The sequence below is a fragment of the Pseudomonas sp. TE3-3-F2023 genome (assembly GCF_036784815.1).
Classification (GTDB): Bacteria; Pseudomonadota; Gammaproteobacteria; order Pseudomonadales; family Pseudomonadaceae; genus Aquipseudomonas; species Aquipseudomonas pudica.
This window is the reverse complement of record NZ_CP145113.1, coordinates 5,524,337-5,550,890: the sequence shown is the minus strand read 5'-3', so window position 1 is coordinate 5,550,890 and position 26,554 is coordinate 5,524,337. Positions and strand designations below refer to the sequence as shown.

Genomic DNA, 26,554 nt, shown 5'->3' with positions numbered 1-26,554 from the left:
AATTTATCAGGGGTATAAAGGTGATTGGTATTCATCAAAGGTTGGGTCTGTTATCATCCCCAGCCTTTGTTGATACCTGTTCGCAATTTGCGCTGAAGCGGCCAATGCCATGATTAAACAACGCACCCTGAAGAATACCATCCGTGCCACAGGTGTCGGTCTGCACTCCGGGGAGAAGGTTTACCTGACCCTCAAGCCTGCACCTGTTGACACCGGCATCGTCTTCCGCCGCGCCGACCTCGACCCTGTGGTCGAAATCCCGGCGCGTGCGGCCAACGTCGGCGAGACAACCATGTCGACGACGCTGGTCAACGGTGACGTCAAGGTCGATACGGTCGAGCACCTGCTCTCCGCCATGGCGGGCCTGGGCATCGATAACGCCTACGTCGAGCTCTCCGCCTCGGAAGTGCCGATCATGGATGGCAGCGCCGGACCCTTTGTATTCCTGATTCAGTCTGCCGGCCTGGAAGAACAGGACGCAGCCAAGAAGTTCATCCGCATCCTGCGTGAGGTAACCGTGGAAGAGGGCGACAAGCGCGCCACTTTCCTGCCTTTCGACGGTTTCAAGGTGAGCTTCGAGATCGACTTCGATCATCCGGTCCTCAAGGGCCAGACCCAGAGTGCGGTCGTCGATTTTTCCAGCACCTCGTTCGTGAAGGAAGTCAGCCGCGCCCGTACTTTCGGCTTCATGCGTGACATCGAGTACCTGCGCAAGCACAACCTTGCGCTGGGTGGCAGTGTCGAGAACGCCATCGTGGTTGACGAGACCGGTGTGCTCAACGAAGACGGCCTTCGTTCCGATGACGAATTCGTCAAGCACAAGATCCTCGACGCCATTGGCGACCTTTATCTGCTGGGCAACAGCCTGATCGGCGAGTTCAAGGGCTACAAGTCCGGCCACGCGCTGAACAACCAACTGCTGCGCAAGCTGATTGCCGAAACCGATGCCTGGGAAGTGGTCACCTTCGAAGATGCCAGTACGGCACCGATCTCGTACATGCGCCCTGTTGCGGCCGTGTAAGTTCGAACACTCTCTAGTTCATTGAGGCCACCTTCGGGTGGCCTTTTTTATGGCTTGTTCCGTGCGTGGGCGGCCAATCGTTCCAGTGCTGCGCGCAGCCTTGGGTCAGTGATGCCCTCGGCCGTATCGAGCAGGCTTTCGGCTGCGTTATTGGACAGTTCCGCAGCATGGCCACCACGCTTGGCTGGCACCAGCGGGGGCTGGACCTTGTACAGGATGCGCCTGAGGTTGGCCAACGCTTCCATGGCCTGTAATGCCGACATCAGGCGTTTCTGCTGATAGCGCAGGCGGGTTGCCCAGTGGCCGTCGGTTACCACCAGCAACAATGTGCCATCGCGCCACGACGCCACATGGCAGTGCTCGCGGGCAGCCGGTTGCAACTGGCTTTCCAGCAGGCGCTGCAGGTGCTCCAGGCGTTCGGCCTGGTTCAGCAGCAGGCGCAGCGGGCGTACCTGGCGAAGCAGGGCCGAGGGCGGCTGGGCGGGGGAGGGTTTGTAGGCCATGGGGGTACGCATGAGATTACATGGTCCGCAGTCTAACATCTCCACAGCCTGCACTGGCCTCTTCGCGGGTGAACCCGCTCCCACAGGTACGGCACTGCCCTAGTGTGTAGATGATCCTGTGGAAGCGGGTTTACCCGCGAAGAGGTCGGCACAGATAACAAAGACAAGACTCATTCTCGATACGTTTCATCTTCCCGAACCTTGAACTCAAGGAAAATGCCCCTATCTAAAACAAGCCCCCGCCAAAACGCTGTACAAGCATCGTGGAAATCCACCACTTTCCTCACCATCGTTTCCGGGTAGAATGCTCGTTCGCATGCGGCCTCAGGGCTGCACGGGCGACTCATGGGGCCGCCCTCCATCCCTACGTGTGGAAGATCCTGCCGATATGTTTGCGCCTTTGTTAAAGAAACTTTTTGGAAGCAAGAACGAGCGTGAAGTCAAACGCATGCTCAAGACGGTGAACATCGTCAATGCTCTCGAAGAGAAGATGGTGGCCCTCTCCGACGAGCAACTGCGGGGCAAGACCGCAGAGTTCAAGGAGCGCCTGGCCAAAGGCGAGACACTGGACCAGTTGCTGCCTGAAGCCTTCGCCGTGGCTCGTGAGGCCGGCAAGCGCGTGATGGGCATGCGCCACTTCGACGTGCAGCTGATCGGTGGCATGACCCTGCACGAGGGCATGATCGCAGAAATGCGTACCGGTGAAGGCAAGACCTTGGTCGGTACCCTGGCCGTGTACCTCAATGCATTGTCCGGCAAGGGCGTGCACGTGGTCACCGTCAACGACTACCTGGCCCGCCGCGACGCCAACTGGATGCGCCCGCTTTACGAGTTCCTCGGCCTGTCGGTTGGCATCGTCTCGGCCTTCCAGCCGCCGGAAGAAAAGCGCGCCGCCTACGCGGCCGACATCACCTACGGCACCAACAACGAATTCGGTTTCGACTACCTGCGCGACAACATGGCGTTCAGCCAGGACGAGAAGTTCCAGCGTGAACTGAACTTCGCCGTGATCGACGAAGTCGACTCCATCCTCATCGACGAAGCGCGTACCCCGCTGATCATCTCCGGTCAGGCCGAGGACAGCTCCAAGCTGTACATCGAGATCAACCGTCTGATCCCGCGCCTTACCCAGCACATCGAAGAGGTCGAAGGCCAGGTTACCCAGGAAGGCCACTTCACCATCGACGAGAAGAGCCGTCAGGTCGAGCTGAACGAAGCCGGTCACCAGTTCATCGAAGAGATGCTCACCCAGTCCGGCCTGCTGGCCGAGGGCGAGAGCCTGTACTCGGCGCATAACCTGAGCCTGCTGACCCACGTCTACGCCGGCCTGCGCGCGCACAAGCTGTTCCACCGCAACATCGAATACATTGTCCAGGACGGCCAGGTGCTGCTGATCGACGAGCACACCGGCCGTACCATGCCGGGCCGTCGTCTGTCCGAAGGCCTGCACCAGGCCATCGAAGCCAAAGAGAACCTGAACATCCAGGCCGAGAGCCAGACCCTGGCTTCGACCACCTTCCAGAACTACTTCCGCCTGTATACCAAGCTGTCCGGCATGACCGGTACCGCCGACACCGAAGCGTTCGAGTTCCAGTCGATCTACGGGCTCAACGTGATGGTCATTCCGCCGAACAAGCCGTTGGCGCGTAAAGACTTCAACGACCTGGTGTACCTGACCGCCGACGAGAAATACGCCGCGATCATTGCCGACATCAAGGAAAGCATGAAGCAGGGCCGCCCGGTGCTGGTGGGTACTGCGACCATCGAAACCTCCGAGCATATGTCCAACCTCCTGAAGAAGGAAGGTATCGACCACAAGGTGCTCAACGCGAAGTATCACGAGAAGGAAGCCGAGATCATCGCGCAAGCCGGTGCGCCAGGTGCCCTGACCATCGCCACCAACATGGCCGGCCGTGGTACCGACATCCTGCTGGGCGGTAACTGGGAAGCCGAAGTGGCTGCCCTTGAAAACCCGACCGCCGAGCAGATCGCCCAGATCAAGGCCGACTGGCAGAAGCGTCACCAGCAGGTGATCGAGACGGGTGGCCTGCATGTGATCGCTTCCGAGCGCCACGAGTCGCGTCGTATCGACAACCAGCTGCGTGGCCGTTCCGGCCGCCAGGGCGACCCGGGCTCCAGCCGCTTCTACCTGTCGCTGGAAGACAGCCTGATGCGTATCTTCGCCTCTGACCGGGTGAAGAACTTCATGAAGGCGCTGGGCATGCAGTCCGGCGAGGCCATCGAGCACCGCATGGTCACCAACGCCATCGAGAAGGCCCAGCGCAAGGTCGAAGGCCGCAACTTCGACATCCGCAAGCAGTTGCTGGAATACGACGACGTGGCCAACGAGCAGCGCAAGGTGATCTACCACATGCGCAACAGCCTGCTGGCCGCCGAGAACATTGGCGACACCATTGTCGAATTCCGCAAGGAGGTACTGGACGCTACCATCAGCCAGCACATTCCGCCGCAGTCGCTGCCAGAGCAGTGGGACGTGGCCGGTCTGGAAGCTTCGCTTGCCAGCGATTTCGCCATGAGGCTGCCGATCCAGCAGTGGCTCGACGAGGACGATCACCTCTACGAAGAGACCCTGCGCGAGAAGCTGCTGAACGAAATCACCACCGCGTACACCGAGAAGGAAGACCAGGCCGGTATCGAAGCCCTGCGTACCTTCGAGAAGCAGATCCTGCTGCGCGTGCTGGATGACCTGTGGAAAGACCACCTGTCGACCATGGACCACCTGCGTCACGGTATCCACCTGCGTGGTTATGCGCAGAAGAACCCGAAGCAGGAGTACAAGCGCGAATCCTTCAGCCTGTTCCAGGAGCTGCTCGAGTCGATCAAGCGCGACACCATCCGTGTGCTGTCGCACGTTCAGGTACGCCGCGAAGACCCGGTCGAAGAGGAAGCCCGCCTGCGCCGCGAGGCCGAGGAACTGGCCAGCCGCATGCAGTTCCAGCACGCCGCTGCTCCGGGCCTGGAAAGCGAGCAGCTGAACGAGGAGGGCGCCGAAGTGGCCGTTGCCTCGGCACCGGTGCGCAACGAGCAGAAGCTGGGCCGCAACGAGCCGTGCTGGTGTGGTTCGGGCAAGAAGTTCAAGCATTGCCACGGGCAGATCGAGTGATCTGACCTGAATTGGGGCCGCGGTGCGGCCCTATCGCGACACAAGGCCGCTCCCACAGGGATAGCGCACAGCCGCAACGCTGCGCCGTCCTATGTGGGAGCGGCCTTGTGTCGCGATGGGGCGCGAAGCGGCCCCGTTTTTCGATATCAACCGTATTTTCTAGGAGCGCTCTAATGGCTGTTGGTCTTGGTCCTTTGCCCACCCTGCACCCGGTTCCGGGTTTTGAACTCGGCATTGCTTCCGCCGGCATCAAGCGCCCGGGGCGCAAGGATGTGGTGGTCATGCGCTGCGCCGAAGGCTCCAGCGTGGCTGGCGTGTTCACCCTCAACGCCTTCTGCGCAGCGCCGGTGATCCTGTCCAAGCAGCGTGTGCAGGGCACCGTGCGCTATCTGCTGACCAACACCGGTAACGCCAACGCCGGCACCGGCGCGCCAGGCCTGGCCGCCGCCGAGCGCACCTGCGCCAAGCTGGCCGAACTGGCCGGCGTACCGGCCGAATCGGTACTGCCGTTCTCCACCGGCGTAATCGGTGAGCCGCTGCCGGTCGAGAAGATCGAAGGCGCGCTGCAGGCCGCCCTCGACAACCTGTCGGAAAACCACTGGGCCGAAGCCGCCACCGGCATCATGACCACCGACACCCTGCCCAAGGGTGCCAGCCGCCAGTTCCAGCACGATGGCGTGACCATTACCGTCACCGGCATCAGCAAGGGTGCAGGCATGATCCGCCCGAACATGGCTACCATGCTCGGCTACATCGCCACCGACGCCAAGGTTGCCCCAGCGGTACTCAAGGACCTGATGCTGGACGGCGCCAACAAGTCGTTCAACCGCATCACCATCGATGGCGACACCTCGACCAACGACTGCTGCATGCTGATCGCCACCGGCAAGGCCAACCTGCCGGAAGTTACCGAAGCCAGCGGCGCATTGTTCGAAGCGCTGAAGAAGGCGGTGTTCGAGGTGTGCATGGAAGTAGCCCAGGCCATCGTCCGTGATGGCGAAGGCGCCACCAAGTTCGTTACCGTGCAGGTCAACGGCGGTGGTAACCACCAGGAGTGCCTGGACGTCGGCTACGCCGTGGCCCACTCGCCGCTGATCAAGACCGCGCTGTTCGCTTCAGACCCCAACTGGGGCCGTATCCTCGCTGCCGTCGGCCGTGCCGGCGTACCGGAGCTGGATGTGAGCCTGATTGATGTGTACCTGGACAACGTGTGCATTGCCAGCAAAGGCGGCCGCAGCCCGAGCTACACCGAAGACCAGGGCGCCAAGGTAATGGCCCAGGAAGAGATCACCATCCGCATCGAACTGGGCCGTGGCCAGTGCAGCGAAACCATCTGGACCACCGACCTGTCCCACGAGTACGTGAAGATCAACGCCGAGTACCGTACCTGATGTAATTGGGGCCGCATTGCGGCCCTTTCGCGACACAAGGCCGTTCCCACAAGGACCTGCGTACACCGCCGCATGTGGGAGCGGCCTTGTGTCGCGAAAGGGCTGCAGAGCAGCCCCAAAATTCCCAAACGATGGAGCCGAACCATGAGCTATCACCTGATCATCGGCGACAAGCTGTATTCCTCCTGGTCGCTGCGTGGCGCCCTGGCCCTCGAGCTGGCTGGCGTGCCTTACGAAGAAACACTGATCAAACTCAACCAGCCTGACACTCGTCAGCGCATCCTCGCCTTCTCTGCCACCGGCAAGGTACCGCTGCTCAAGACCGAGCACGGTGTGATCGCCGACTCGCTGGCCATTGCCGAATACCTCAACGAACGCCACCCCGACGCCCAGCTGTGGCCTGCCGACGTGGCGGCCCGGGCACAGGCCCGTTCGGCCTGCGCACAGATGCACAGCGGCTTCTTCGCCTTGCGCGGTGCCATGCCGTTCGACCTGTCGCGCGACCAGGCGCTGGAGAGCGTGCCGTTGGAGGTTCAGATCGATATCGACCGTATCGTTGCACTGTGGTCCGAGTGCCGCCTGGTGGCCAAGGACAGCGGCCCGTTCCTGTTCGGCAAGCCGAGCCTGGCCGATGTCTTCTTCGCCCCGGTGGCCGTGCGTCTGCGCACTTACCGCGTGGAAGTGCCTGCGGAGGCGGCGGCCTATATCGAAACCATTTACCAGTGGCCGGCCTTCCAGGCCTGGCAGAAGGCTGGCCTGGCGGAGCGTGAAGGGTGAAACGGATTCATGTTGTAGCCGCTGTCATCCGCGGTACTGACGGCCGCATTCTGATCGCGCGGCGTGCTGATACCCAGCACCAGGGCGGCCTGTGGGAATTCCCGGGCGGCAAGGTGGAAGAGGGTGAGGGCGTCGAGGCGGCGCTGGCCCGCGAGCTGCGCGAGGAGCTGGGCATCGAGGTGAGCCGTTCGCGCGCGCTGATCAAGGTCAGCCACGACTACCCGGACAAGCAGGTGCTGCTGGACGTGCGCGAAGTCCAGGCGTTCACCGGCGAGCCGCATGGCGCCGAGGGCCAACCCCTGGAATGGGTTGCCCCACGTGATTTGCCGCAGTACGAATTCCCCGAGGCCAACAAGCCGATCGTTGCAGCCGCGCGCCTGCCGGACCAGTACCTGATCACCCCAGATGGCCTGGAAGTGCCGCAGATGCTCAAGGGCATCCAGAAGGCGGTGGCCAGCGGAATTCGCCTGATCCAGTTGCGTGCCCCGGACATGTACGACCCCAAGTACCGCGATGTGGCGGTGGATGCGGTCGGCCTGTGCGCGGGCAAGGCGCAGCTGATGCTCAAGGGGCCGCTAGAGTGGCTGGGTGACTTCCCTGCCGCGGGTTGGCACCTGACGGCTGCACAACTGCGCAAGTATGCCGCCAACGGCCGGCCGTTCCCCAAGGAGCGCTGGCTGGCGGCGTCCTGCCACAGTGCCGAAGAGCTGGCGCTGGCGGAGCAGATGGGCGTGGACTTCGTCACCTTGTCACCGGTGCAGGCAACCCGGACACACCCTGAGGCGGTGCCGCTGGGGTGGGACGAGGCACAGCGGTTGATCGCCGGCTTCAACAAGCCGGTCTACCTGCTGGGTGGGGTCGGGCCGGGCGAGCGTGAACAGGCCTGGGAAGCGGGGGCGCAGGGTGTTGCCGGCATCCGGGCGTTCTGGCCCGAGATCTGAGTCGCCTGTAATTGGGGCCGCTTTGCGCCCCTTCGCGACACAAGGCCGCTCCTACAAAGGAATCGCGTAATCCTGAATGAATCGCGAACCCCCTGTAGGAGCGGCCTTGTGTCGCGACGGGCTGCAAAGCAGCCCCAGAAATATCAGCCTTTTGGTTTCTCAGCAGGCTGCCACAAAACCTCAGCCACCCCCTGCCGCCGCCCAATGATCCGCGCCGCCACAAACAGCAGGTCCGAAAGCCGGTTGATATACGCCAACCCAACCCCCGCCAACGGCTCCAGCGCATTCAGCTGCTGGCACCGCCGCTCCGCACTGCGCGCCAGGCTACGGCACACATGCGCCTGCGCCACCAGCGCCGAGCCGCTGGGCAAGATGAAGTTCTTCAACGGCCCCAGCTCTTCATTCCACACATCGATCGCTGCTTCCAGGCGTTCCACTTCCGCCAGGTTCAGCGCCTGATAACTGGGCATCGCCAACTCACCGCCCAGGTCGAACAGGCGGTGCTGACATGGTGCCAACACTACGCTCACTTCACTCAATCCTTGTTCGGCCAGCCCCGCCAGCAACAAACCCAGCTGGCTGTTCAAGCTGTCCACCTCGCCAATCGCTTCGATCCGTGGGTGGTCCTTGGGTACCCGGCGCCCGTCGCCCAGGGCGGTTTCGCCTTTGTCGCCGGTGCGGGTGTAGATCTTCGACAGGCGGTAGCCCATGTCATTTCTCCGTTTTGGCCGGCGCTACCGCTGCCGGCTGGCCGAGGGGCAGGCGCAGGGTGAAGCAGGTACCTTGGCCGGGCGTGGATTGCACTTCCATTTGCCCCTTGTGGTTGTTGGTGATGATGAAGTACGAGACCGACAGGCCCAGCCCGGTGCCCTGGCCGATTTCCTTGGTGGTGAAGAACGGTTCGAAGGTGCGTTTGCGCACCCCCTCGGGCATGCCGACGCCGTTGTCCTCGACCTGGATTTCCGCCCATGGCGGGCTCAAGCGGGTGCGCAGGATGATGCGCCCAGGCTCGCTCGGCTGTGGTCGCTGGTGAATAGCCTGGGCGGCGTTTTTCAGCAGGTTGAGCAGCACCTGCTCCAGTTCGTTGGCCGTGCACGGCACCGGCCCCAGTTCGGGGTCGAACTGGCGCACGATGGCCTGGCCCTTGAAGTCGAAGCCGATGGCCAGGTCGAAGTCGTTGCCTGCAATCTCTACCGCCTGGTCGATCAGCGCTGGCAGGTCGCACGGCGCCAGTTGGCGGTTGCTGCGTCGGCTGAAACTGAGCATGTGTGTGACGATCTTTGCCGCCCGGGCACCGGCCTGCTGGATGCCGTCGAGCAATTGCGGCACTTCGCGGCTCTCCAGGTAGCGGTTGACCGTGGGCAGGTCGATGCCCAGTTCTTCGGCCTGCTCCTGGTTGCGCGGCAGCTCTGGTGACAGGCGCCGGCGAATGTTCTGCACGTTGTGCAGGATCGCGCCTAGCGGGTTGTTGATCTCATGGGCCATGCCGGCGGCCAGGCCTCCGACCGAAAGCATCTTCTCCGATTGCACCATCATTTCTTCCAACGACAGGCGCTGGGTGATGTCGTCGATGCGGATGACCACGCCACGGCCGCCTCCACCGGTCAGCGGGTAGAAGGTCAGGGCGTAGTGGCGCAGGTCTTCGCCCTTGGGCCAGGTGACCCGCTCGATCTTTGCAACGCGGTGTTTCTCCACAGTTTCCTTCAACTGCGGCAAGAACGGCTTGAGCGGTTCGAAGGCGATGAAGATCGGCTGGTTCAGCGCTTCGTCCAGTGGCGTGCCGGATAGCACCGTGGCTTCGTGGTTCCATTGGGTCACGTAGAGCTGCTCATCGAGGGCGATCAGCGCCGAGGGCATCGAGTCGATGATGCTGTTGAGGTAGTTCTGGAAACCGGTGAGTTTCTTCTCGATCTTGCTGCGCACCTGGACTTCCAGTTCCAGCTTGCGGTTGGTGTGGCGGGTTTCCTCGGCCAGGCCCTGGGCCTGGTCATAGGCTTCCTGGAACTCGTCGCGGGTGCGCTTGAGCTGCTGTTCGCGAGCCTCGATGCGCGAGAGCATGGTGTTGAACGCTTCGGCCAGGCTGCCGATTTCGTCGTCGTTGCCGCGCTGCGCACGCAGGGCATAGCTCTCTTCGCGGGTGACCTGGCGGCTGAGCTCTTCGAGTTGGTTGATCGGCTGGGTGATCAGGCGTTTGATCTGCCGGGCGATGATTATCCACAGCAGGATGCTGAATACCAGGATGCCCAGGCTTGCGCTCAGGGTGCCGGTGTAAAAGGCCGTGGGCAGTTCGCTGCTGGCCACCAGCAGCAGGTGCGCGGGTGGGTTGGCGTCACGTGGCATGCGGATCAGCTGGGTGCTGCGAAACTCCATCAGGCGCCAGCCGTCGATGTCGCGAAAACGCCTGGGCAGCGCCAGCGGCTCGCCGTGTTGCAGTTGCGCCAGTATACGGCCGTCACCCCCGTAGACGGCGGCGGCGCGCAGCGGCGTGTAGCTGTCCAGTTCCTTGAGCAGGGCGCTGGCGGTGTCCGGGCTATCGCCGGCGCGGGCCGCCAGCTGCGGGTTGGCCACCAGCCGGCCGATGGTGTGCAGCGCCTGTGGCGCCATGCTTTCCTGGGTGATCCAGTAGGCGGCACTGATGAAGGTGAGGTTGGCCACCAGCAGGATGGTCACCAGCAACACCAGCAGGGCTGCCAGCAGCTTCTGCCCGACCGGGAGGTTTTCCAGGCGTTGGCGCAAGGTCATGGGCTAGGCAATGTCCGTATCCGGTTGAAAGGGCCGCGTCAGTCGCAGGGCAAACCACGCCCGCGCAGGTTATCGACCAGGTGCCGCAGCAGGCGTTCCAGCTCTGGCAACTGCAGGCCGTGGCGGTCGGCGGCGCGGCAGGCGTGGCCAAGCAGGTAGTGCACCTCGGTGCGCCGGCCAGCGCGTACATCCTGGTACATGGAAGAGTAGTTGGCAGCCGTGGCGAGGATAACCCGCTGTACTTCTTCGTCCAGCCCATCCGCCGCCTCTGGCTGGCCACAGCGGCGCAGCAGCTGGGCCAGCTCGGCGCACAGGGCGTCAACTTCGCCCAGGTGCCCCAGCAGCCCGCCGTTCTGGCAGTCGTGCAGCACGGTCAGCGGGTTGATGGCGCAATTGAGTGCCAGCTTGCGCCACAGGCGAGTGAGGATATCCACCGTCCACTCGGCGGGGATGCCGGCCTCGTGCAGGTCATCGAACCAGGTCGGGATCGTCGGGTTGCGTGGGTCACCCAGCCAGTTGAAGCCGTGGCCGGCAAAGCGTACCTGCCAGTCACCCTCGCGGAACGCCCCTTCGGTACTGGAGGCGAAGATGCAGCGCGCGTGGGGCACCAGGTCGGCGACTTCGTCCTGGCTGCCCAGGCCGTTCTGCAGCAGCACCACTTCGGCGCCCTCGGCCAGGCGCGCTGCGACGCCCGCAATGGCCGGGGCGGCGTCGTAGGCCTTGCAGGCCACCAGCAGGCGATGGATCGGGCCGTGTGCCTGCGCGGTTTCGGCGGGGATGGCGTAGTGGCGGGGCTGGTCCTGTTCGACCACGGTAAGGCCGCCGGCCTGCTGATAGGCCTGCAGCCGTTGCCCGTCACGCAGGATCAGGCGTACTGCCTTGCCCGCGCGCGCCAGGCGGCAAGCCCACAGGCTGCCCAGGCTACCGGCGCCGAGAATATGCCAGGTGCTGCTCATATGCGTTTCGCAACCCGTTATAATGAGCCCGCATTTTAACCGTCAAACCCAGCGCGCTCCATCTTCAGCCTGAGCGCGCTTTTATTTTGGGAGAACAACCATGCCTTCGTTCGACGTGGTATCGGAACTGGACAAGCACGAAGTGCAGAACGCGGTCGACAACGCCATCAAGGACCTGGACCGCCGCTACGACCTCAAGGGCAAGGGTACCTTCGAGTTCAAGGACAAAGAGCAGACCGTGATGCTCACCGCCGAGGAAGAGTTCCAGCTCGAAGCGATGCTGGAAATCCTGCGCCTGGCGCTGGTCAAGCGCAAGATCGACGTGAAGTGCCTGGAAACCAAGGACCCGTACGCCTCGGGCAAGGAAAAGAAACAGGAAGCCAAGTTCCGCGAAGGCATCGACAAGGACCTGGCGAAGAAGATTGTCGCCACCATCAAGGATGCCAAGCTGAAAGTGCAGGCCGCCATCCAGGGCGAGCAGGTACGCGTTACCGGTAAAAAGCGTGACGACCTGCAGGAGGCCATTGCCCTGCTGCGTACCAAGGAATTCGACATGCCGCTGCAGTTCAACAACTTCCGCGACTGATCGCAGGGTTGTCCGGAACCCCGATGGCGTAATGATGTCCATGGGGGTCATGGCCGCCGAACCTACGGCGGCCTGCTATACGTGTACATGCCGTGCGGCATCAGGAGATGAATATGGATTTGAACGCTGAAGTCGATCAGCTGGTCCGCCAATCGCAGACCTGGGTCCCCTTGATCATGGAATACGGCAGCCGCCTGCTGCTGGCACTGCTGACCTTGGCGATCGGCTGGTGGCTTACCAACGTGGTCAGTGATCGACTCGCCAGGCTGGTGGGTTTGCGCGTACAAGACCCGGCGCTGCAGGGCTTCATCCGCACCCTGGCTAACATCATCCTCAAGGTCATGCTGGCGATCAGCGTTGCCTCCATGATCGGCATTGAGACCACTTCGTTCGTGGCTGCGATTGGTGGTGCCACGCTGGCCATCGGTCTGGCGTTGCAGGGCAGCCTGGCAAACTTCGCCGGTGGTGTGCTGATCCTGCTCTTCCGCCCGTTCCGCATCGGTGACTGGATCGAGGCGCAAGGCGTGGCCGGCACCGTCGACAGCATCCAGATCTTCCACACCGTGCTGCGCACCGGTGACAACAAGACCGTGATCATGCCCAACGGCAGCCTGTCCAACGGCATCATCACCAACACCAACCGCCAGCCGACGCGCAAGGTGGTGTTCGATGTGGGCGTGGACTACGAGGCCGACCTGCAGAAGGCCCGTAACGTGCTGCTGGAGCTGGCGCAGGACCCTCGTGTGCTGCCCGACCCGGCGCCGCAGGCGGTGGTCGCGACCCTGGGCGACAGCTCTATCACCGTATCGTTGCGCTTGTGGACCAAGACCGCCGATTACTGGGATGTGATGTTCATGCTCAACGAGCATGCGCGTGACCGGTTGAAGGCCGAAGGGATCGACATTCCGTTCCCACAGCGGGTGATTCGTGTGGTGCAGGAGACTGCAGCGCAGTAATACCGCGTTGAAGCCGGGGCCGCTTCGCGCCCCATCGCCGGCAAGCCAGCTCCCACAGGTACAACACAGGCCTGAAGACTGTGATAACCCTGTGGGAGCTGGCTTGCCGGCGATGGGGCGCGAAGCGGCCCCAGTTTTTTTACACTTGTTCACAGCAATACCCCGACATTTCTGGCATATAGCCTGACCCCAGCTGCCACACCCGATACGCCATCATGAAACCACTGCTGTACATCACCCCACTGCGCGCCTTGCTGTTCGGCCTGACCCTGGCCCTGTTCGAGCTGCTCACCTACCTGGCCAGCGATGCCGTCATGCCGGCCATGCCGGTGGTGGTCGGCGATCTGAACGCCAGCCCCGAATACATTCCCCACGCCCTCAACCTGTACCTGCTGGGGGGCGTGGTGCTGCAATGGCTGATCGGCCCGCTGGCCGACCGCTATGGCCGGCGCCCGTTGCTGCTGAGTGGTTGCGCGTTCTTCGGCCTGGCCTGCATGGCCACCTTCTGGGTCCACGACATTGGCCTGTTCAACTTGCTGCGCCTGCTGCAGGGCATCGGCCTGGGCTTCGTGGTCACGGTCAGCTACCCGGCCCTGAACGAAGCCTTCAGCGAAGCCGACGCCGTGCGCATGATGGCGCTGCTGGCCAACATCGCCTTGCTTTCGCCACTGCTCGGGCCGCTGGTGGGCACCTTGCTGCTGCAGTGGCTGGACTGGCGCTGGCTGTTCGTGGCCTTTGCCATTGGCGCGGTTCTGGCGTGGCTGCTGCTGTACCGGCTGATGCCGGAAACCCTTGGCGTGGAACGCCGCGATGGCTCGCGCCTGGCATTCACGCCGATCCATCTGCTGCCGCTGCTGGCCGGTTACGGCCAGTTGCTGGCCAACCGCCGCTTTGTCGCTGGTAGCGCGGCCCTGGGCTTGGTCGGTCTGCCGCTGATTGGCTGGATCGGCCTGTCGCCGGTGCTGCTGATCCACGACGAGGGGCTGAGCACCATGGAGTACGCGTTGTGGCAGTTGCCGGTGTTTGGCGGGCTGATTCTGGGCAACCTGATCATCAACCGCATAGCCGACCGTTATCCGCTGCCAACGCTGGTGCGGGGTGCGTTGTGGCCATACCTGGCCGGCCTTTGCCTGATGGTACTGGCGACCTGGCACTGGCCGAGCGTGACCAGCGTGGTGGCGGGCATGTCGCTGTACGCGCTGGGGTTGGGCGTGGCCAACGCGGTGCTGTATCGCATGACGCTGTTCGCCAGCGAGCAGAGCAAGGGTCTCGTCTCGGCCATGCTGGGGATGATCACCATCGCCTTGCTGGGGCTGGGTGGGGCGGTGCTGGCAATGATTGGCGCCGGGGCCAGCTTGTTGCACTTTGCCCTGGCGGCGGGTGTGGCGGGGGCCTTGGCGCTTTGGCCACTGTGGTTTGTGGTGGGTAGACGGCCTGGTGAGGGGGCTGTTGCTCAGTAAACTTCATTGCCTGTACCGGCCTCTTCGCAGCACAAGGCTGCTCCTACAGATACACAACAGCTCTGTAGGAGCAGCCTTGTGCTGCGAAGAGGCCGGTACAGGCAATACAAACCTGTCAGGGCCGCTCGGCCGCCGAACCTTCCTCTGCCACCGGTTTGCCCGGCCCGGCCTCCTGGCGCCACTGCAGGGCAATCAGGATCAGGGTCGGCACGCCCAGCAGGGCAGTGATCAGGAAGAAGTCGTGGTAGCCGAACTTCTCCACCATGACCCCCGAATACCCGCCGATCAGCCTTGGCAACAGCAGCATGATCGAGCTGAGCAACGCGTACTGGGTAGCCGAGAACTTCAGGTTGGTCAGGCTCGACAGGTAGGCGACGAAGGCCGAGGTGGCCATGCCTGAGCTGAAGTTGTCCAACGAGATGGTCACCACCAGCATCTGCAGGTTCGGGCCCATGTCGGCCAGCATCAGGAACAGGATGTTGGTACCCGCCGAGGCCGCACCACCGATGAACAGGATCGGCATGATGCCGAAGCGCACGATCAGCAGGCCACCAACCCCGGCGCCGACCAGGGTCATGATCAGGCCGAAAATCTTGCTGACGCTGGCGATCTGGTCCTTGGTGAAGCCCATGTCGATGTAGAACACGTTGGCCATCACACCCATCACCGTGTCCGACATGCGATAGGTGGCGATCAGGCCGAGCAGCAGCAAGGCCTGCCAGCGGTAGCGGGCAATGAAATCGTTGACCGGGGTCAGCACCGGCGCCAGGCCCCGACGGCCCAGGCTCGACAGGCACGCCCAGGTCAGCAGCACATAGAGGATCAGGCGCAGGAAGGCGCGGTCTTCCAGCAGCAGGTCCAGTGGCGTGGCATCACCGGAGATGACGCTGGACCAGCCGGTATTGAACATCTGGGTGAAGCTGGCCGGTACCGACACCAGCAGAATGATCAGCACGAACACAGAGGCCAGTTGGTGCACCAGCCCATAGCGCGCTGCCGACAGCTGGGTACGCATGGGTACGGGCGGTTCGCGCATGATCAGGGTGGTGAACACGGCGGGCAGCATCATCACCGCGAACATGACGTAGGTGCCGGCCCAGGCCTTGTGCAGGTAGCTGAAACCGGTGGAGCCGAACCACTCTGCGAAGAACAGTGCGCCTGCCGTGGCCAGCAGGGCCGCCACGCGGTAGCCGGCCATGTAGCTGGCGGCGAGCGCTGCCTGGCGCTGGTCGTCGGCGATTTCCAGGCGGTAGGCATCGACGGCGATGTCCTGGGTGGCCGAAGCGAAGGCCACCAGCACCGCCAGGGCGATCAGCCATGACAGGTGCTGCTGCGGGTCGCACAGGCTCATGCCGACCAGCCCGACCACCACCAGTGCCTGCGACAGCAGCAGCCACGAACGCCGACGCCCCAGGCTGCCAAGCAGCGGCAGGCGCCATTGGTCGAGCAGCGGTGACCATACCCACTTGAAGGCGTAGGCCAGGCCGATCAGGCTGGCGTAACCGATGGTCTCGCGGGCCACGCCGGCTTCGCGCAACCACACCGAAAGGGTGGAAAACACCAGCATGTAGGGCAGACCGGCAGCGAAGCCGAGCAGCAAAAGTACCAAGGTTGACGGGCTGGCATAGGCAGCAAGCGCAGCGCGCCAGGTTTTACGGGGCATGGGCCAACATCTGCCTCAAGTTTGCGAAAACAAAGCGCGCACTCTAACCGCTGTGCTCCATCGGGCGCCAGCCATGGCGCGTCATATCCACACGATTGTTGGTTACATTCACACCCTCCGCGCGCAGTCGCGCCCGTTGTTCATCCCCCGATGGGGTACCCAGTGCCAGGCTCAGCCGGCCACCAGCGCCAAGCACCCGGTGCCAGGGCAGGCGAGTGTCCGTGGGCAGTTGCCCGAGGGTGCGCCCGACCCAGCGTGCCGCCCGCCCAAGCCCCGCCAGCTCGGCCAGCTGGCCATAGCTGACCACCTTGCCGGCGGGCACTTGGCCGAGTACCGAATACAGCGCCGTTCGTCGGCCCTCGGCGGAGTCGAGGGCGTGCTCATATCCGTCAGACATCAGGCACCCACTGGGCTGCAGATGAAACCGGACCGGCGGTCTGGCAAATGAGAGTTGAACTCAACGGCATGCTCCCGGTCTTTCCTTGCTCTGGTCGTGGTTATCTGGATAATGCCCGGCTTTTTTCGTCAAATCGAACCCGTACTCCGCAAATCATAGCCCGCTTATGAATTCTAGATCCTTGTTGTGCCTGCTTGCTGCTTCCCTGTGCGCCTCCCCGGTGTTCGCCGACACCGTGTGGATGAAGAACGGTGATCGGCTAAGCGGCAAGATCAAAGTATTCGATGGCGGCAAGCTGCTGCTGGAAACCCCCTATGGCGGTTCCATCGCCCTGGACTGGAAAGAGGTCCAGACCTTGGAGAGCGACCAGGAGATGCTGGTCAAGCAGGACGCCTACAGCGGTGAGCGCGCCAAGTCGCTGAAGGCCGCCGAGCCCGGCAAGGTGACCCTGGCCAATGGCGAGGCGCCGAAGACCGTGGAGCTGGCCAGCATCGAGCAGATCATGAAGCCCAAGCCACTGGTCGAGGATTTCGTGTGGAAGGGCAACGTCGACGTGGCCCTGGACTACAAGCGCGCCGAGAACGACACCGACGACTACGACGTCGGCTTCAAGACCAGTGCCCGCCATGGCCGCTGGCGGCACAACGCCGAAGGCGAATACAACCGCGAGACCAAGGACGACGTCACCACCACCGACAACTGGAGTGCCGAGTACGCCCTGGACCGCTTCCTCACCGAGAAGTGGTTCTGGCAGGGGCGCGTGGAGTACAAGCGCGACCGCATCGAAGACCTCGCCCGCCAGCGCACCGTGGGTACCGGCCCGGGTTACCAGTTCTGGGACAACGAGCTGGGCGCGTTCTCGCTGGGTTCGCTGATCAACCGTACCGACTTCGAATACCAGGATGGCGCCAAGGACAACTTCTATTCCGCGGCGGTGAAGTGGGACTACACCCGCTACCTGATTGGCAAGAACGTGCAGTTGTTCACCAACGGCGAGTTCGCCAAGCCGCTGGGTGGCGTGGCCGACTACGCGCTGGATGCCGAGGTTGGCCTGCGCTACAAGGTCACCGAGTGGGCCTCGCTGAACCTCAAGGCGGAAAAGGACATAATCACTGGTACGCGGGACAGTGACCTGGACAAGACCCGTTACACCGCAGGCTTCGGCGTTACCTGGTGAACCGCCGGGGGCGCGTAGCGCCCCTTTCGCGACACAAGGCCGCTCCTGCAGGATGTACGCGATCCCTTGCAGGAGCGGCCTTGCGTCGCGATGGGCTGCAAAGCAGGCCCATTGGCACTGGATCTGATAATGCTTATCTTGTCTCATCCAGTCCGATATCAGGAGCCGCCCCCAAGTGAGTACCAATGCCATCCGCCCCGCCCGGGAGCTGCTACTCAAGGAATACCGCGGCGTACTCTCGACCCATTCCAAGTCGATGCCCGGCTACCCCTTCGGCTCTGTTGTACCGTATTGCCTGGACGCCCAGGGCAACCCGCTGATCCTCATCAGCCGCATCGCCCAGCACACCCACAACCTGCTGAAGGACCCCAAGTGCTCGCTGCTGGTGGGCGAACGCGAAGCCGAGGACGTACAGGCCGTGGGGCGGCTGACGGTGATGGCCGAGGCCCACAAGCTGGTGGATGAGGCCGTCATCGAGGCTGCCGCCGAGCGCTACTACCGCTATTTCCCGGACGCGGCCAACTACCACAAGGCCCACGACTTCGACTTCTGGGTGTTGCAGCCGGTACGTCACCGCTACATTGGCGGCTTCGGCGCAATCCACTGGCTCGACCAGGTGACGTTGGCCAACCCGTTCGCCGGCAAGGCCGAGACGAGCATGGTCGAGCACATGAACAACGACCACGCCAACGCGATAGCCCATTATGTGGAGCTGAGCGATTTGCCACGCCATGCACCCGCGCAGATGGTCGGTGTAGACAGCGAAGGCATGCACCTGCGTATCGGCCAGGCGGTGTACTGGTTGCCTTTCCCAAGTAACTGCAACACGCCGACACAAGTCCGCGAAGCCCTGGTTTTGCTGGCTCGCGCCGACAAGTGGCCGGTTGCCACGGAAGTCGAGGGTTGAAAAGCCGAGCTCACGCATCCATTTGTTGGTCTTACAGGAAGGTTGTCTTCCAACGAGGATTGCTTTGATGCGTGCTTTTCTACTGCTGTTTCTCCTGTTTCCCGTGCTGGAGCTGTTCGTCTTCGTGAAGGTCAGTGCCGCCATCGGTTTCTTCCCGGCGCTGCTGCTGATCATCGCCGGCTCCGCCCTGGGTGTGCTGGTGATGCGCGTGGCCGGGCTGGCTACCGCACTGCGCGCCCGTGAAAGCCTGCAGCGTGGCGAACTGCCCGCCGAGGACATGTTCCAGGGCATGATGCTGGCCGTTGGTGGGGGCCTGCTGTTGCTGCCAGGTTTCATCAGCGACGTTCTGGGCCTGCTGTGCCTGCTGCCATTCACCCGTCACCTGGCCGCGCGCAAGATGCGCGAGCGTGCCGAGGCTCAGGCCATGCGCCAGCGTGCCTTCCAGGACGACCCGTTCCAGGCACGGCCGCACGATGGCGGGCATCGCCCGAACGTGATCGAAGGCGAGTACGAGCGCCGCGACAAGTAATAGCCGGGGGCCGCTTCGCGCCCCTATCGCGACACAAGGCCGCTCCTACAGAGTATGCGAACCCCTGTAGGAGCGGCCTTGTGTCGCGATAGGGCTGCGAAGCGGCCCCAAGCTTTTCAGGCTAATGAAAAATTTTCTGAAGCAAGCCTTGTAATTGAATATGACGGCCTCATGTAGTGGTCACCGCAAGGTTTCTGGTGGCGACACCAGACATTACACAGGTGCTTCGCCCATTGCGGATCACCCCCGGCAACGCCGGACTGCATCAAACCGCCGGTGTCGACACCGGCCGATGAAAACCACTATTTGGGAGAGATCGACAATGAAGCTTCGTCCTCTGCATGACCGCGTCGTCATCCGTCGCAGCGAAGAAGAATCGAAAACCGCTGGCGGTATCGTCCTGCCGGGTTCGGCCGCTGAAAAACCAAACCGCGGCGAAGTCGTCGCCGTCGGCACCGGTCGCATCCTGGACAACGGCGAAGTTCGCGCGCTGGCCGTGAAAGTGGGTGACAAAGTGGTTTTCGGCCCTTACTCGGGCAGCAACACCGTGAAAGTCGATGGCGAAGACCTGCTGGTCATGGCCGAGAACGAAATCCTCGCCGTTATCGAAGGCTGATTTCCACGACTTCCCGTTACTCCAAAGAAATTCCAAGGATTAAACGATCATGGCTGCTAAAGACGTAAAATTCGGCGATTCCGCTCGTAAGAAAATGCTGGTAGGTGTCAACGTTCTGGCTGACGCGGTAAAAGCGACACTGGGCCCGAAAGGCCGTAACGTGGTGCTGGCCAAGAGCTTCGGCGCGCCGACCATCACCAAGGACGGCGTTTCCGTTGCCAAGGAAATCGAGCTGAAAGACGCCTTCGAGAACATGGGCGCCCAGCTGGTCAAGGAAGTTGCTTCCAAGGCCAACGACGCAGCCGGTGACGGCACCACCACCGCTACCGTCCTGGCTCAGGCCATCGTCAACGAAGGCCTGAAAGCCGTTGCTGCCGGCATGAACCCTATGGACCTGAAGCGCGGCATCGACAAGGCCACCGCTGCCGTCGTCGCCGAGCTGAAGAACCTGTCCAAGCCATGCGCCGACTCCAAGGCCATCGCCCAGGTAGGTACCATCTCTGCCAACTCCGACAACTCCATCGGTGAAATCATCGCCGAAGCCATGGAAAAAGTCGGTAAAGAAGGCGTGATCACCGTTGAAGAAGGCTCGGGCCTGGAGAACGAACTGTCTGTCGTGGAAGGCATGCAGTTCGACCGTGGTTACCTGTCGCCGTACTTCGTAAACAAGCCGGACACCATGGTTGCCGAGCTGGAAGGCCCGCTGCTGCTGCTGGTCGACAAGAAGATCTCCAACATCCGTGAGCTGCTGCCAGTTCTGGAAGCCGTTGCCAAGGCCGGCCGCCCACTGCTGATCGTTGCCGAAGACGTTGAAGGCGAAGCCCTGGCTACCCTGGTAGTCAACAACATGCGCGGCATCGTCAAGGTTGCTGCGGTCAAGGCTCCGGGCTTCGGCGACCGCCGCAAGGCCATGCTGCAGGACATCGCGGTCCTGACTGGCGGCCAGGTCATCTCCGAAGAAATCGGCCTGTCCCTGGAAACCGCTACCCTGGAGCACCTGGGCAACGCCAAGCGCGTCATCCTGTCCAAGGAAAACACCACCATCATCGACGGCGCTGGCGCCGACACCGAGATCGAAGCACGCGTCAAGCAGATCCGTGCCCAGATCGAAGAGACTTCCTCGGACTACGACCGTGAGAAGCTGCAAGAGCGTCTGGCCAAGCTGGCCGGCGGTGTTGCCGTGATCAAGGTCGGTGCCGGCACCGAAGTTGAAATGAAAGAGAAGAAAGCCCGCGTTGAAGACGCCCTGCACGCTACCCGTGCAGCCGTTGAAGAAGGCGTGGTGCCTGGCGGTGGTGTAGCTCTGGTTCGCTCCCTGGCGGCCATTGCCAACCTCAAAGGCGACAACGAAGACCAGAACGTCGGTATCGCCCTGCTGCGTCGCGCCGTTGAAGCGCCGCTGCGCCAGATCACTGCCAACGCCGGCGACGAGCCAAGCGTTGTCGCTGACAAGGTCAAGCAAGGTTCGGGTAACTTCGGTTACAACGCTGCTACCGGCGAATACGGCGACATGATCGAGATGGGCATCCTGGACCCAGCCAAGGTCACCCGCTCGGCGCTGCAAGCTGCTGCTTCGATCGGCGGTCTGATGATCACCACCGAAGCCATGGTTGCCGACCTGCCGGAAGACAAGCCAGCTGCTGGCATGCCTGACATGGGCGGCATGGGTGGCATGGGCGGCATGATGTAAGCCAGCCTTACCCCCTGCACCATGAAAGCCCCGGTTCGCGAGAACCGGGGCTTTTTTGTTTTTCCTGTTGGGGCCATTGGGGCTGCTGCGCAGCCCATCGCCGGCTAGGCAGCTCCCACAGGATTGTGCCAACACTGGGACTTGCGCTGTACCTGTGGGAGCTGGCTTGCCGGCGAAAGGGCCGCAAAGCGGCCCCTGGTTCAGGCGATGCTGCAGGCATGCTGGCATGCCGTAAGCCAGCCTTACCCCCTGCACCACCAGAAAGCCCCGGTTCGCGAGAGTCGGGGCTTTTTCGTTTGCCTTGTGAGGGCCATTGGGGTTGCTGCGCAGCCCATCGCCGGCAAGCCAGCTCCCACAGGATTGCGCCAACACTGGGACTTGCGCTGTACCTGTGGGAGCTGGCTTGCCGGCGAAAGGGCCGCAAAGCGGCCCCTGGGTCAGGCGACGCTACGCTCGGCAGCAGGCACCTCAGCCATTCCCCGACGGTACAGAATCAGGTAATACGACCCCAACCCGATCAACCAGCAGAACACCGCCGTCCACACGTTGTGCGAAAGGAAGTGCGCCCCCTGCATCATCCTGCCCAGCGACAACACCGACCCGGCGACGAAGGCAACCGTCAATGCCACCCGCGCCAGGCGCGGCTTGCGATCACGCAACATGAAGAACAGGCCGAACAGGCAGAACCCGGTCGCGGCATGCCCGCCCGGCCAGCACAGCCCGGGCTTGTCGGTCGCCGGCCGCGGCTCCAGCAGCTTGCTGTAGGTTTCCTTCCCGCCAAACTGGGTCAGGCTCCATGGGCATTGCACCTGGGTAACTTTCTTCAGCGGCGTGACAAATGCCGTGGACAGGCCCAGCGCCAGCACCAGGCAGCCCAGCTCACGGCGCCAGCCGAACAGGCGCTTCCAGAAGAAGCTGGCAGCAAAAGTCACCAGCGACATCACCCCCAGCAGGATCACCCCCTGCTTGACCCGGTCATGCAGGATGTTCTCCAGCAAATAGCTGTGGCGGCCGATGAATTGCCCGGCAGCAGGGTCGAAGAACAGGTTGGCAATGTCCATGTCGACCGAGGTCAGTTCCAGCAGAATCAGGCCCAGCGCGGTCGCCAGAGGTAGCCCCAGGTACAGCCAGAAATTGATCGGGCGAGGGCGGGTTGGTTGCTGCATGACGGCTCCAGGGCGCGAAAAAGATCGGGCATTGTCGGCCGCCCGCTATCCTGTGTCCGTGAAGGATCAGTGAAAAAACCGTCAAGTGCGCTGAATTTTCCCTGGGGCTGGCACCCTGCAGGCATAGGCCTTAAGCTGCGCCTGCCGCGCACCACAGCGAGAAGCGCCGCACAGGAGAAACCGATGCGCATTCTTTTGGTTGAAGACAACCGCGATATCCTGGCCAACCTGGCCGACTACCTGGGCATGAAGGGCTACACCGTCGACTGTGCCCAGGATGGCCTGTCCGGCCTGCACCTGGCTGCCACCGAGCACTACGACCTGATCGTGCTCGACATCATGTTGCCGGGCATCGACGGCTACACCCTGTGCAAGCGCCTGCGCGAAGACGCCCGCCGCGATACGCCGGTGATCATGCTCACCGCCCGCGACCAACTGGACGACCGCCTGCAGGGCTTCCGCTCCGGTGCCGACGATTACCTGCTCAAGCCCTTCGCCCTGTCGGAGCTGGCCGCCCGCATCGAAGCGGTGCTGCGCCGGGCCCAGGGCGGCGGGCGCCGCACCTTGCAGGTGGCCGACCTCAGCTATGACCTCGACACCCTCGAAGTCACCCGCCAGGGCCGCCTGCTCAAGCTCAACCCGGTCGGCCTCAAGCTGCTGGCGGTGCTGATGCAGAAGAGCCCGCACGTATTGCGTCGCGAAGTGCTGGAAGAAGCCCTGTGGGGCGATGACTGCCCTGACAGCGACAGCCTGCGCAGCCACGTGCACCAGCTGCGCCAGGTGATCGACAAACCGTTCGAAAAACCGCTGCTGCATACCGTCCATGGCGTCGGCTATCGCCTCGCCGAGGGCCGTGATGGAGTTTAAGCAAAGCCTTGCCCAGCGCATCATCATTGCCTTTGCCCTGATGAGCGCGCTGGTGGCCGGGGCCTTCGCCTTCGGCATCGTCGGCACCGTGCACCTGGTCGAAGAGCGGCTGATTTCCTCGGTGCTGGGTGGTGACCTGCAACGCCTGCTGCGCATGGACAGCGTCAGCGACTGGAGCCACCGGCCGCGCCCCGACCAGCTTTTCTACTTCAGCGGCGGGCGTGACGACTTCGAACTGCCCAAGGACCTGCGCCACCTTGACCGCGGCTTCCACGAGGTATTCCGCGATCAGCTGTCGTACCACGCCATGGTCGAGATCGTTGATGGCCGCCGTTATGTGCTGCTGCAGGACCAGAGCGACTTCGAGGAACGCGAGCGCGTGCTGTTCGCGGTGGTGGTGGTGGGCTTCCTGCTCAGCCTGGTGCTGGCAGTCATTCTCGGCTGGCTGGTGGCGCGCCGGGTGATGGCGCCGGTAATTCGCCTGGCACGCCAGGTACGCCACCGTGACCAGTTGCTGGGCCTGGCCCCGCCGCTGGCGCCGGACTATGCCGCGGACGAAGTCGGCCAGTTGGCGGTAGCCTTCGACGACACCCTGGGCCGCCTGCGCGATGCGCTGACCCGTGAACGGTTGTTCACCAGCGACGTCAGCCACGAACTGCGCACCCCCTTGATGGTGCTGGCTACCTCGTGCGAACTGCTGATGGAGAACCCGGCCCTGGATGCCCGTTCGCGCAGCCAGGTGGAGCGTGTGGCGCGGGCCACCGAAGAGATGCGCGAGCTAGTCAAGACCTTCCTGATGCTGGCCCGGGCACAGCGCGACGAGGGCGCAGTGGCTTCGCGCGCCACCCTGCGGGAGGTGGCCGACGAACTGGTCGGGGTGTGGCGCGACACCATCGAGCAGAAGGGCCTGGCCTTGTATTACGATGGCCGCGTCAGTGCCAGCCCTGTGCTGTACAACGCTACTTTCCTGCAATCGGTAATGGGCAACCTGCTGCGCAACGCCGCGCACTACACCGACAGCGGCTATATCCGCCTGAGCCTGGAAGCCAACGGTTTCAGCGTGGAGGACAGTGGCGTGGGTATCCCGGAGGAGCAGCGCGAAGCGATGTTCCGGCCGTTCGTACGCGGCGACGAGCGGCGCGGCGAGGGGCTGGGCCTTGGCCTGTCGCTGGTGCAGCGGATCTGCGACGACCAAGGCTGGCATGTCACCCTGACCTCCACCTTGCCGCACGGCTGCCGTTTCGTGGTAGACCTGAGCAATACTGCGGCAAAAGGCGATCCGGACACGTTGGCCGAGTAATCTGTTGTAACAGGTCACTCGGCGCTCAACATATTTTTCACATCAGCATGACCTGATTCCTACGCTTGCTTACCTAATGTGGGCGGAATGGAGTCAGGAGATGCCCAATGCGTAGCCCCATCAAGCTTGAATTTTCCGAGAAGTACGACAAAGAACATGCGCGCGAGTACTTTCTCAAGCACCAGGATGGCCTGGCGCGACGCCTTTCCCACAAGCGTGATGAGCAGTTGGCGCGTCGCGCCTTGGCATTGGCTGGTGAGCCTGGCCTGGTCCTCGACCTGCCATGCGGCGCCGGCCGCTTCTGGCCGTTGCTGGCAGAAAAGCCCAACCGGGTGATCATCGGCGCCGACAACTCCGAAGCGATGATCGAGACAGCCTGTACCGCGCAAGCGCCAGAGGTGGTGGCACGGGTACGGCCTTTGCAGACTTCGGCATTTGCCATCGACTTGCCGGACAACTCGGTGGACAGCATTTTCTGCATGCGCTTGTTCCACCACATTGGCGAAGCGGCGCACAGAAAGACCATTCTTTCGGAATTTCAACGGGTTAGCCGTGATAGTGTGATCCTGTCCTTGTGGGTGGATGGTAACTTCAAGGCCTGGCGCCGGAAAAAGCTGGAACAACGTCGCAACGCCCGAAAGGGCGACCAGGACAATTACCAGAACCGTTTTGTGTTACCGGCCGACACGGTCGAAGAAGAATTCCGAGCCGCCGGCTTCAGAATCCAGGAACGCCTCGACTTCCTGCCGTTCTATGCCATGTGGCGGGTCTATGTATTGCGTAAGGGGTAGTGTTTGATGGCTGTAGCCCAGAAAGGGGAGTCGCGGTTCGATTTTTACTGGCGCCAGCAGGGCGAGTGGGTCGAGGAGCCTAACCAGCGCCGTGGTGGCGAGAGCGGTGTGCAACGCCTCGACGATGGCAATGGCAAGCTGCTGTATGCAAAGCGCCAGGTCGGGCATATCTACCGTAGCCTGCTGCACCCTTTCGGCCGGCCGACCGTATTGCGTGAGCTGGATGCGTTGAACAGCTTCGAGCAACTGGGTGTGCGTGTACCGCGCATCGTCTTCTGTGGCGCCGAGCGGGGTGCCGACCAGCAGTGGCGTGCGCTGCTGGTGAGCGAAGCACTCGACGGCTTCGTCGAACTCGACACCTGGCATGCCGAAGGTGCCCGCGAGCGTTATCCGCAGGTGGTGCATGAGCGTATGCTCAAGGACCTGGCAGACAACCTGGCGCGCATGCATCTGGGGCACTGGCAGCACGGCTGCCTGTATGGCAAGCACGTGTTCGTCAAGGTGATTGGCGAGGGCGAGCAGGCCCGGGTCGAAGTCGCCCTGCTGGACCTGGAAAAATGCCGGCGGCGCATCAGCTGCCAGCGCGCGGCGGGCAATGACCTGCGCCAGTTGCGCCGCCATTCGTCGCTCAATGACGCGGAATGGCAAACACTGCTCTACTTTTACCAGATGGCGTTTGGCAGCGCTGTCAAAGGGTTAGGGTAATGAAACTAGAAATAGCTCGAGCTTTGTTCCTGGTAGCTGGCCTGGCGGTGACCACCGTGGCGGTGGCTGCCTGGGAAGAGCCGAGGCCGACTGTGTTCAGCAAGGCCGAGCTGGCCGACCAATGCGCGTTGCCGCGGGAAGTGAAACCGCAGCAACAAGCCGAGGCCGCGCCAGATCAGGACCTGCTGCTGTTCCTGTTCGGCCTGCGCCAGGGGTTGCGGCCGTTCGGTTGAACCCGGTGTAGATGGAAATGCCAGAGGCCTCGCGATTGCGGGGCCTCTGGCATTTT

General features: G+C 62.8%; 25 protein-coding genes. 18 read left to right on the top strand and 7 right to left on the bottom strand.

From position 1 onward, the window contains the following. The first annotated feature begins 109 nt into the window (after positions 1 to 109). Positions 110 to 1,021 (top strand): UDP-3-O-acyl-N-acetylglucosamine deacetylase, encoded by a 912-nt coding sequence (gene lpxC, locus V3314_RS25405; protein ID WP_003260771.1) that lies wholly within the window; start codon positions 110 to 112, stop codon positions 1,019 to 1,021. A 47-nt stretch (positions 1,022 to 1,068) separates the two neighbouring features. On the opposite strand, the gene V3314_RS25400 is transcribed toward lpxC, so the two are convergent. Further along, positions 1,069 to 1,524 (bottom strand): DciA family protein, encoded by a 456-nt coding sequence (locus V3314_RS25400; RefSeq protein WP_338460333.1) that lies wholly within the window; start codon positions 1,522 to 1,524, stop codon positions 1,069 to 1,071. A gap of 388 nt (positions 1,525 to 1,912) precedes the next feature. On the opposite strand from V3314_RS25400, the gene secA reads away from it, so the two are divergent. The 4 genes from secA (at position 1,913) to V3314_RS25380 (ending at position 7,757) form a co-directional block, all read left to right on the top strand. Further along, positions 1,913 to 4,648 carry a preprotein translocase subunit SecA gene (secA, locus tag V3314_RS25395; RefSeq protein ID WP_338459778.1) on the top strand — a complete coding sequence of 912 codons (2,736 nt, stop codon included), beginning with the start codon at positions 1,913 to 1,915 and terminating at the stop codon, positions 4,646 to 4,648. A 173-nt stretch (positions 4,649 to 4,821) separates the two neighbouring features. Beyond that, the gene (argJ, locus tag V3314_RS25390) at positions 4,822 to 6,039 is read left to right on the top strand and encodes a bifunctional glutamate N-acetyltransferase/amino-acid acetyltransferase ArgJ (RefSeq protein WP_046616532.1); all 1,218 of its coding nucleotides are present in this window, start codon (positions 4,822 to 4,824) and stop codon (positions 6,037 to 6,039) included. A 144-nt stretch (positions 6,040 to 6,183) separates the two neighbouring features. Then, complete coding sequence (locus V3314_RS25385) at positions 6,184 to 6,816, top strand: glutathione S-transferase family protein (protein ID WP_046616533.1); 633 nt, start codon at positions 6,184 to 6,186, stop codon at positions 6,814 to 6,816. Then, positions 6,813 to 7,757 carry a Nudix family hydrolase gene (locus V3314_RS25380; RefSeq protein WP_046616535.1) on the top strand — a complete coding sequence of 315 codons (945 nt, stop codon included), beginning with the start codon at positions 6,813 to 6,815 and terminating at the stop codon, positions 7,755 to 7,757. The genes V3314_RS25385 and V3314_RS25380 overlap by 4 nt, the downstream gene beginning before the upstream one ends. Positions 7,758 to 7,900: 143 nt before the next feature. Here V3314_RS25380 and V3314_RS25375 read toward each other — a convergent pair whose 3' ends face one another. Genes V3314_RS25375 through V3314_RS25365 form a run of 3 tightly spaced genes read right to left on the bottom strand, consistent with a single transcriptional unit; the run spans position 7,901 to position 11,455 of the window. After that, on the bottom strand, positions 7,901 to 8,467 hold the full coding sequence (locus V3314_RS25375) for a cob(I)yrinic acid a,c-diamide adenosyltransferase (protein ID WP_338459777.1): 567 nt from the start codon (positions 8,465 to 8,467) through the stop codon (positions 7,901 to 7,903). Position 8,468: 1 nt separating this feature from the next. Next, positions 8,469 to 10,499: an ATP-binding protein gene (locus V3314_RS25370; protein WP_046616537.1), complete on the bottom strand. Its 2,031-nt coding sequence runs from the start codon at positions 10,497 to 10,499 to the stop codon at positions 8,469 to 8,471. A 38-nt stretch (positions 10,500 to 10,537) separates the two neighbouring features. Beyond that, positions 10,538 to 11,455: a putative 2-dehydropantoate 2-reductase gene (locus V3314_RS25365; RefSeq protein WP_338459776.1), complete on the bottom strand. Its 918-nt coding sequence runs from the start codon at positions 11,453 to 11,455 to the stop codon at positions 10,538 to 10,540. 100 nt (positions 11,456 to 11,555) lie between these two features. Between V3314_RS25365 and V3314_RS25360 the strand changes: the two genes are divergently transcribed. The 3 genes from V3314_RS25360 (at position 11,556) to V3314_RS25350 (ending at position 14,457) form a co-directional block, all read left to right on the top strand. Then, the gene (locus tag V3314_RS25360; protein ID WP_013974099.1) at positions 11,556 to 12,041 is read left to right on the top strand and encodes a YajQ family cyclic di-GMP-binding protein; all 486 of its coding nucleotides are present in this window, start codon (positions 11,556 to 11,558) and stop codon (positions 12,039 to 12,041) included. A gap of 113 nt (positions 12,042 to 12,154) precedes the next feature. Further along, positions 12,155 to 12,997, top strand: a complete 843-nt coding sequence (locus tag V3314_RS25355) for a mechanosensitive ion channel family protein (protein ID WP_046616540.1) — start codon at positions 12,155 to 12,157, stop codon at positions 12,995 to 12,997. A 215-nt stretch (positions 12,998 to 13,212) separates the two neighbouring features. Then, positions 13,213 to 14,457 (top strand): MFS transporter, encoded by a 1,245-nt coding sequence (locus V3314_RS25350; protein WP_046616541.1) that lies wholly within the window; start codon positions 13,213 to 13,215, stop codon positions 14,455 to 14,457. Between the two features lie 115 nt (positions 14,458 to 14,572). On the opposite strand, the gene V3314_RS25345 is transcribed toward V3314_RS25350, so the two are convergent. Then, a complete protein-coding gene (locus V3314_RS25345) occupies positions 14,573 to 16,120 on the bottom strand; it encodes an AmpG family muropeptide MFS transporter (RefSeq protein ID WP_046616544.1) in 1,548 nt (515 codons plus the stop codon). Between the two features lie 43 nt (positions 16,121 to 16,163). Next, a complete protein-coding gene (locus tag V3314_RS25340; RefSeq protein WP_080958524.1) occupies positions 16,164 to 16,517 on the bottom strand; it encodes an MGMT family protein in 354 nt (117 codons plus the stop codon). Positions 16,518 to 16,683: 166 nt separating this feature from the next. Here V3314_RS25340 and V3314_RS25335 point away from each other — a divergent pair, with 166 nt between their 5' ends. The 5 genes from V3314_RS25335 (at position 16,684) to groL (ending at position 21,436) form a co-directional block, all read left to right on the top strand. Then, the gene (locus V3314_RS25335) at positions 16,684 to 17,694 is read left to right on the top strand and encodes a DUF481 domain-containing protein (RefSeq protein WP_338459774.1); all 1,011 of its coding nucleotides are present in this window, start codon (positions 16,684 to 16,686) and stop codon (positions 17,692 to 17,694) included. Positions 17,695 to 17,869: 175 nt separating this feature from the next. Then, a complete protein-coding gene (locus V3314_RS25330) occupies positions 17,870 to 18,601 on the top strand; it encodes a HugZ family protein (protein ID WP_046616549.1) in 732 nt (243 codons plus the stop codon). A gap of 67 nt (positions 18,602 to 18,668) precedes the next feature. Next, positions 18,669 to 19,130 (top strand): FxsA family protein, encoded by a 462-nt coding sequence (locus V3314_RS25325; protein ID WP_046616551.1) that lies wholly within the window; start codon positions 18,669 to 18,671, stop codon positions 19,128 to 19,130. Between the two features lie 322 nt (positions 19,131 to 19,452). After that, entirely contained in the window at positions 19,453 to 19,746 is a 294-nt protein-coding gene (locus V3314_RS25320; RefSeq protein ID WP_003260750.1) for a co-chaperone GroES, read from the top strand. 49 nt (positions 19,747 to 19,795) lie between these two features. Next, positions 19,796 to 21,436, top strand: a complete 1,641-nt coding sequence (gene groL, locus V3314_RS25315) for a chaperonin GroEL (RefSeq protein WP_013974091.1) — start codon at positions 19,796 to 19,798, stop codon at positions 21,434 to 21,436. Between the two features lie 437 nt (positions 21,437 to 21,873). Here the strand turns inward: groL and V3314_RS25310 are convergent, their stop codons facing one another. Further along, positions 21,874 to 22,602, bottom strand: a complete 729-nt coding sequence (locus V3314_RS25310) for a phosphatase PAP2 family protein (protein ID WP_046616956.1) — start codon at positions 22,600 to 22,602, stop codon at positions 21,874 to 21,876. Between the two features lie 183 nt (positions 22,603 to 22,785). Here V3314_RS25310 and colR point away from each other — a divergent pair, with 183 nt between their 5' ends. The 5 genes from colR to V3314_RS25285 all read left to right on the top strand — a co-directional run bounded on the left by colR (position 22,786) and on the right by V3314_RS25285 (position 26,498). Beyond that, positions 22,786 to 23,469 (top strand): two-component system response regulator ColR, encoded by a 684-nt coding sequence (gene colR / locus V3314_RS25305; protein ID WP_003255215.1) that lies wholly within the window; start codon positions 22,786 to 22,788, stop codon positions 23,467 to 23,469. Beyond that, complete coding sequence (locus V3314_RS25300; RefSeq protein WP_046616955.1) at positions 23,459 to 24,769, top strand: HAMP domain-containing sensor histidine kinase; 1,311 nt, start codon at positions 23,459 to 23,461, stop codon at positions 24,767 to 24,769. The genes colR and V3314_RS25300 overlap by 11 nt, the downstream gene beginning before the upstream one ends. Positions 24,770 to 24,876: 107 nt before the next feature. After that, positions 24,877 to 25,560 carry a class I SAM-dependent methyltransferase gene (locus V3314_RS25295; RefSeq protein ID WP_046616953.1) on the top strand — a complete coding sequence of 228 codons (684 nt, stop codon included), beginning with the start codon at positions 24,877 to 24,879 and terminating at the stop codon, positions 25,558 to 25,560. 6 nt (positions 25,561 to 25,566) lie between these two features. Beyond that, on the top strand, positions 25,567 to 26,265 hold the full coding sequence (locus tag V3314_RS25290; RefSeq protein WP_046616952.1) for a lipopolysaccharide kinase InaA family protein: 699 nt from the start codon (positions 25,567 to 25,569) through the stop codon (positions 26,263 to 26,265). After that, positions 26,265 to 26,498, top strand: coding sequence for a hypothetical protein (locus V3314_RS25285; RefSeq protein WP_046616951.1), 234 nt, complete (start codon positions 26,265 to 26,267; stop codon positions 26,496 to 26,498). The genes V3314_RS25290 and V3314_RS25285 overlap by 1 nt, the downstream gene beginning before the upstream one ends. Positions 26,499 to 26,554: the final 56 nt, after the last annotated feature.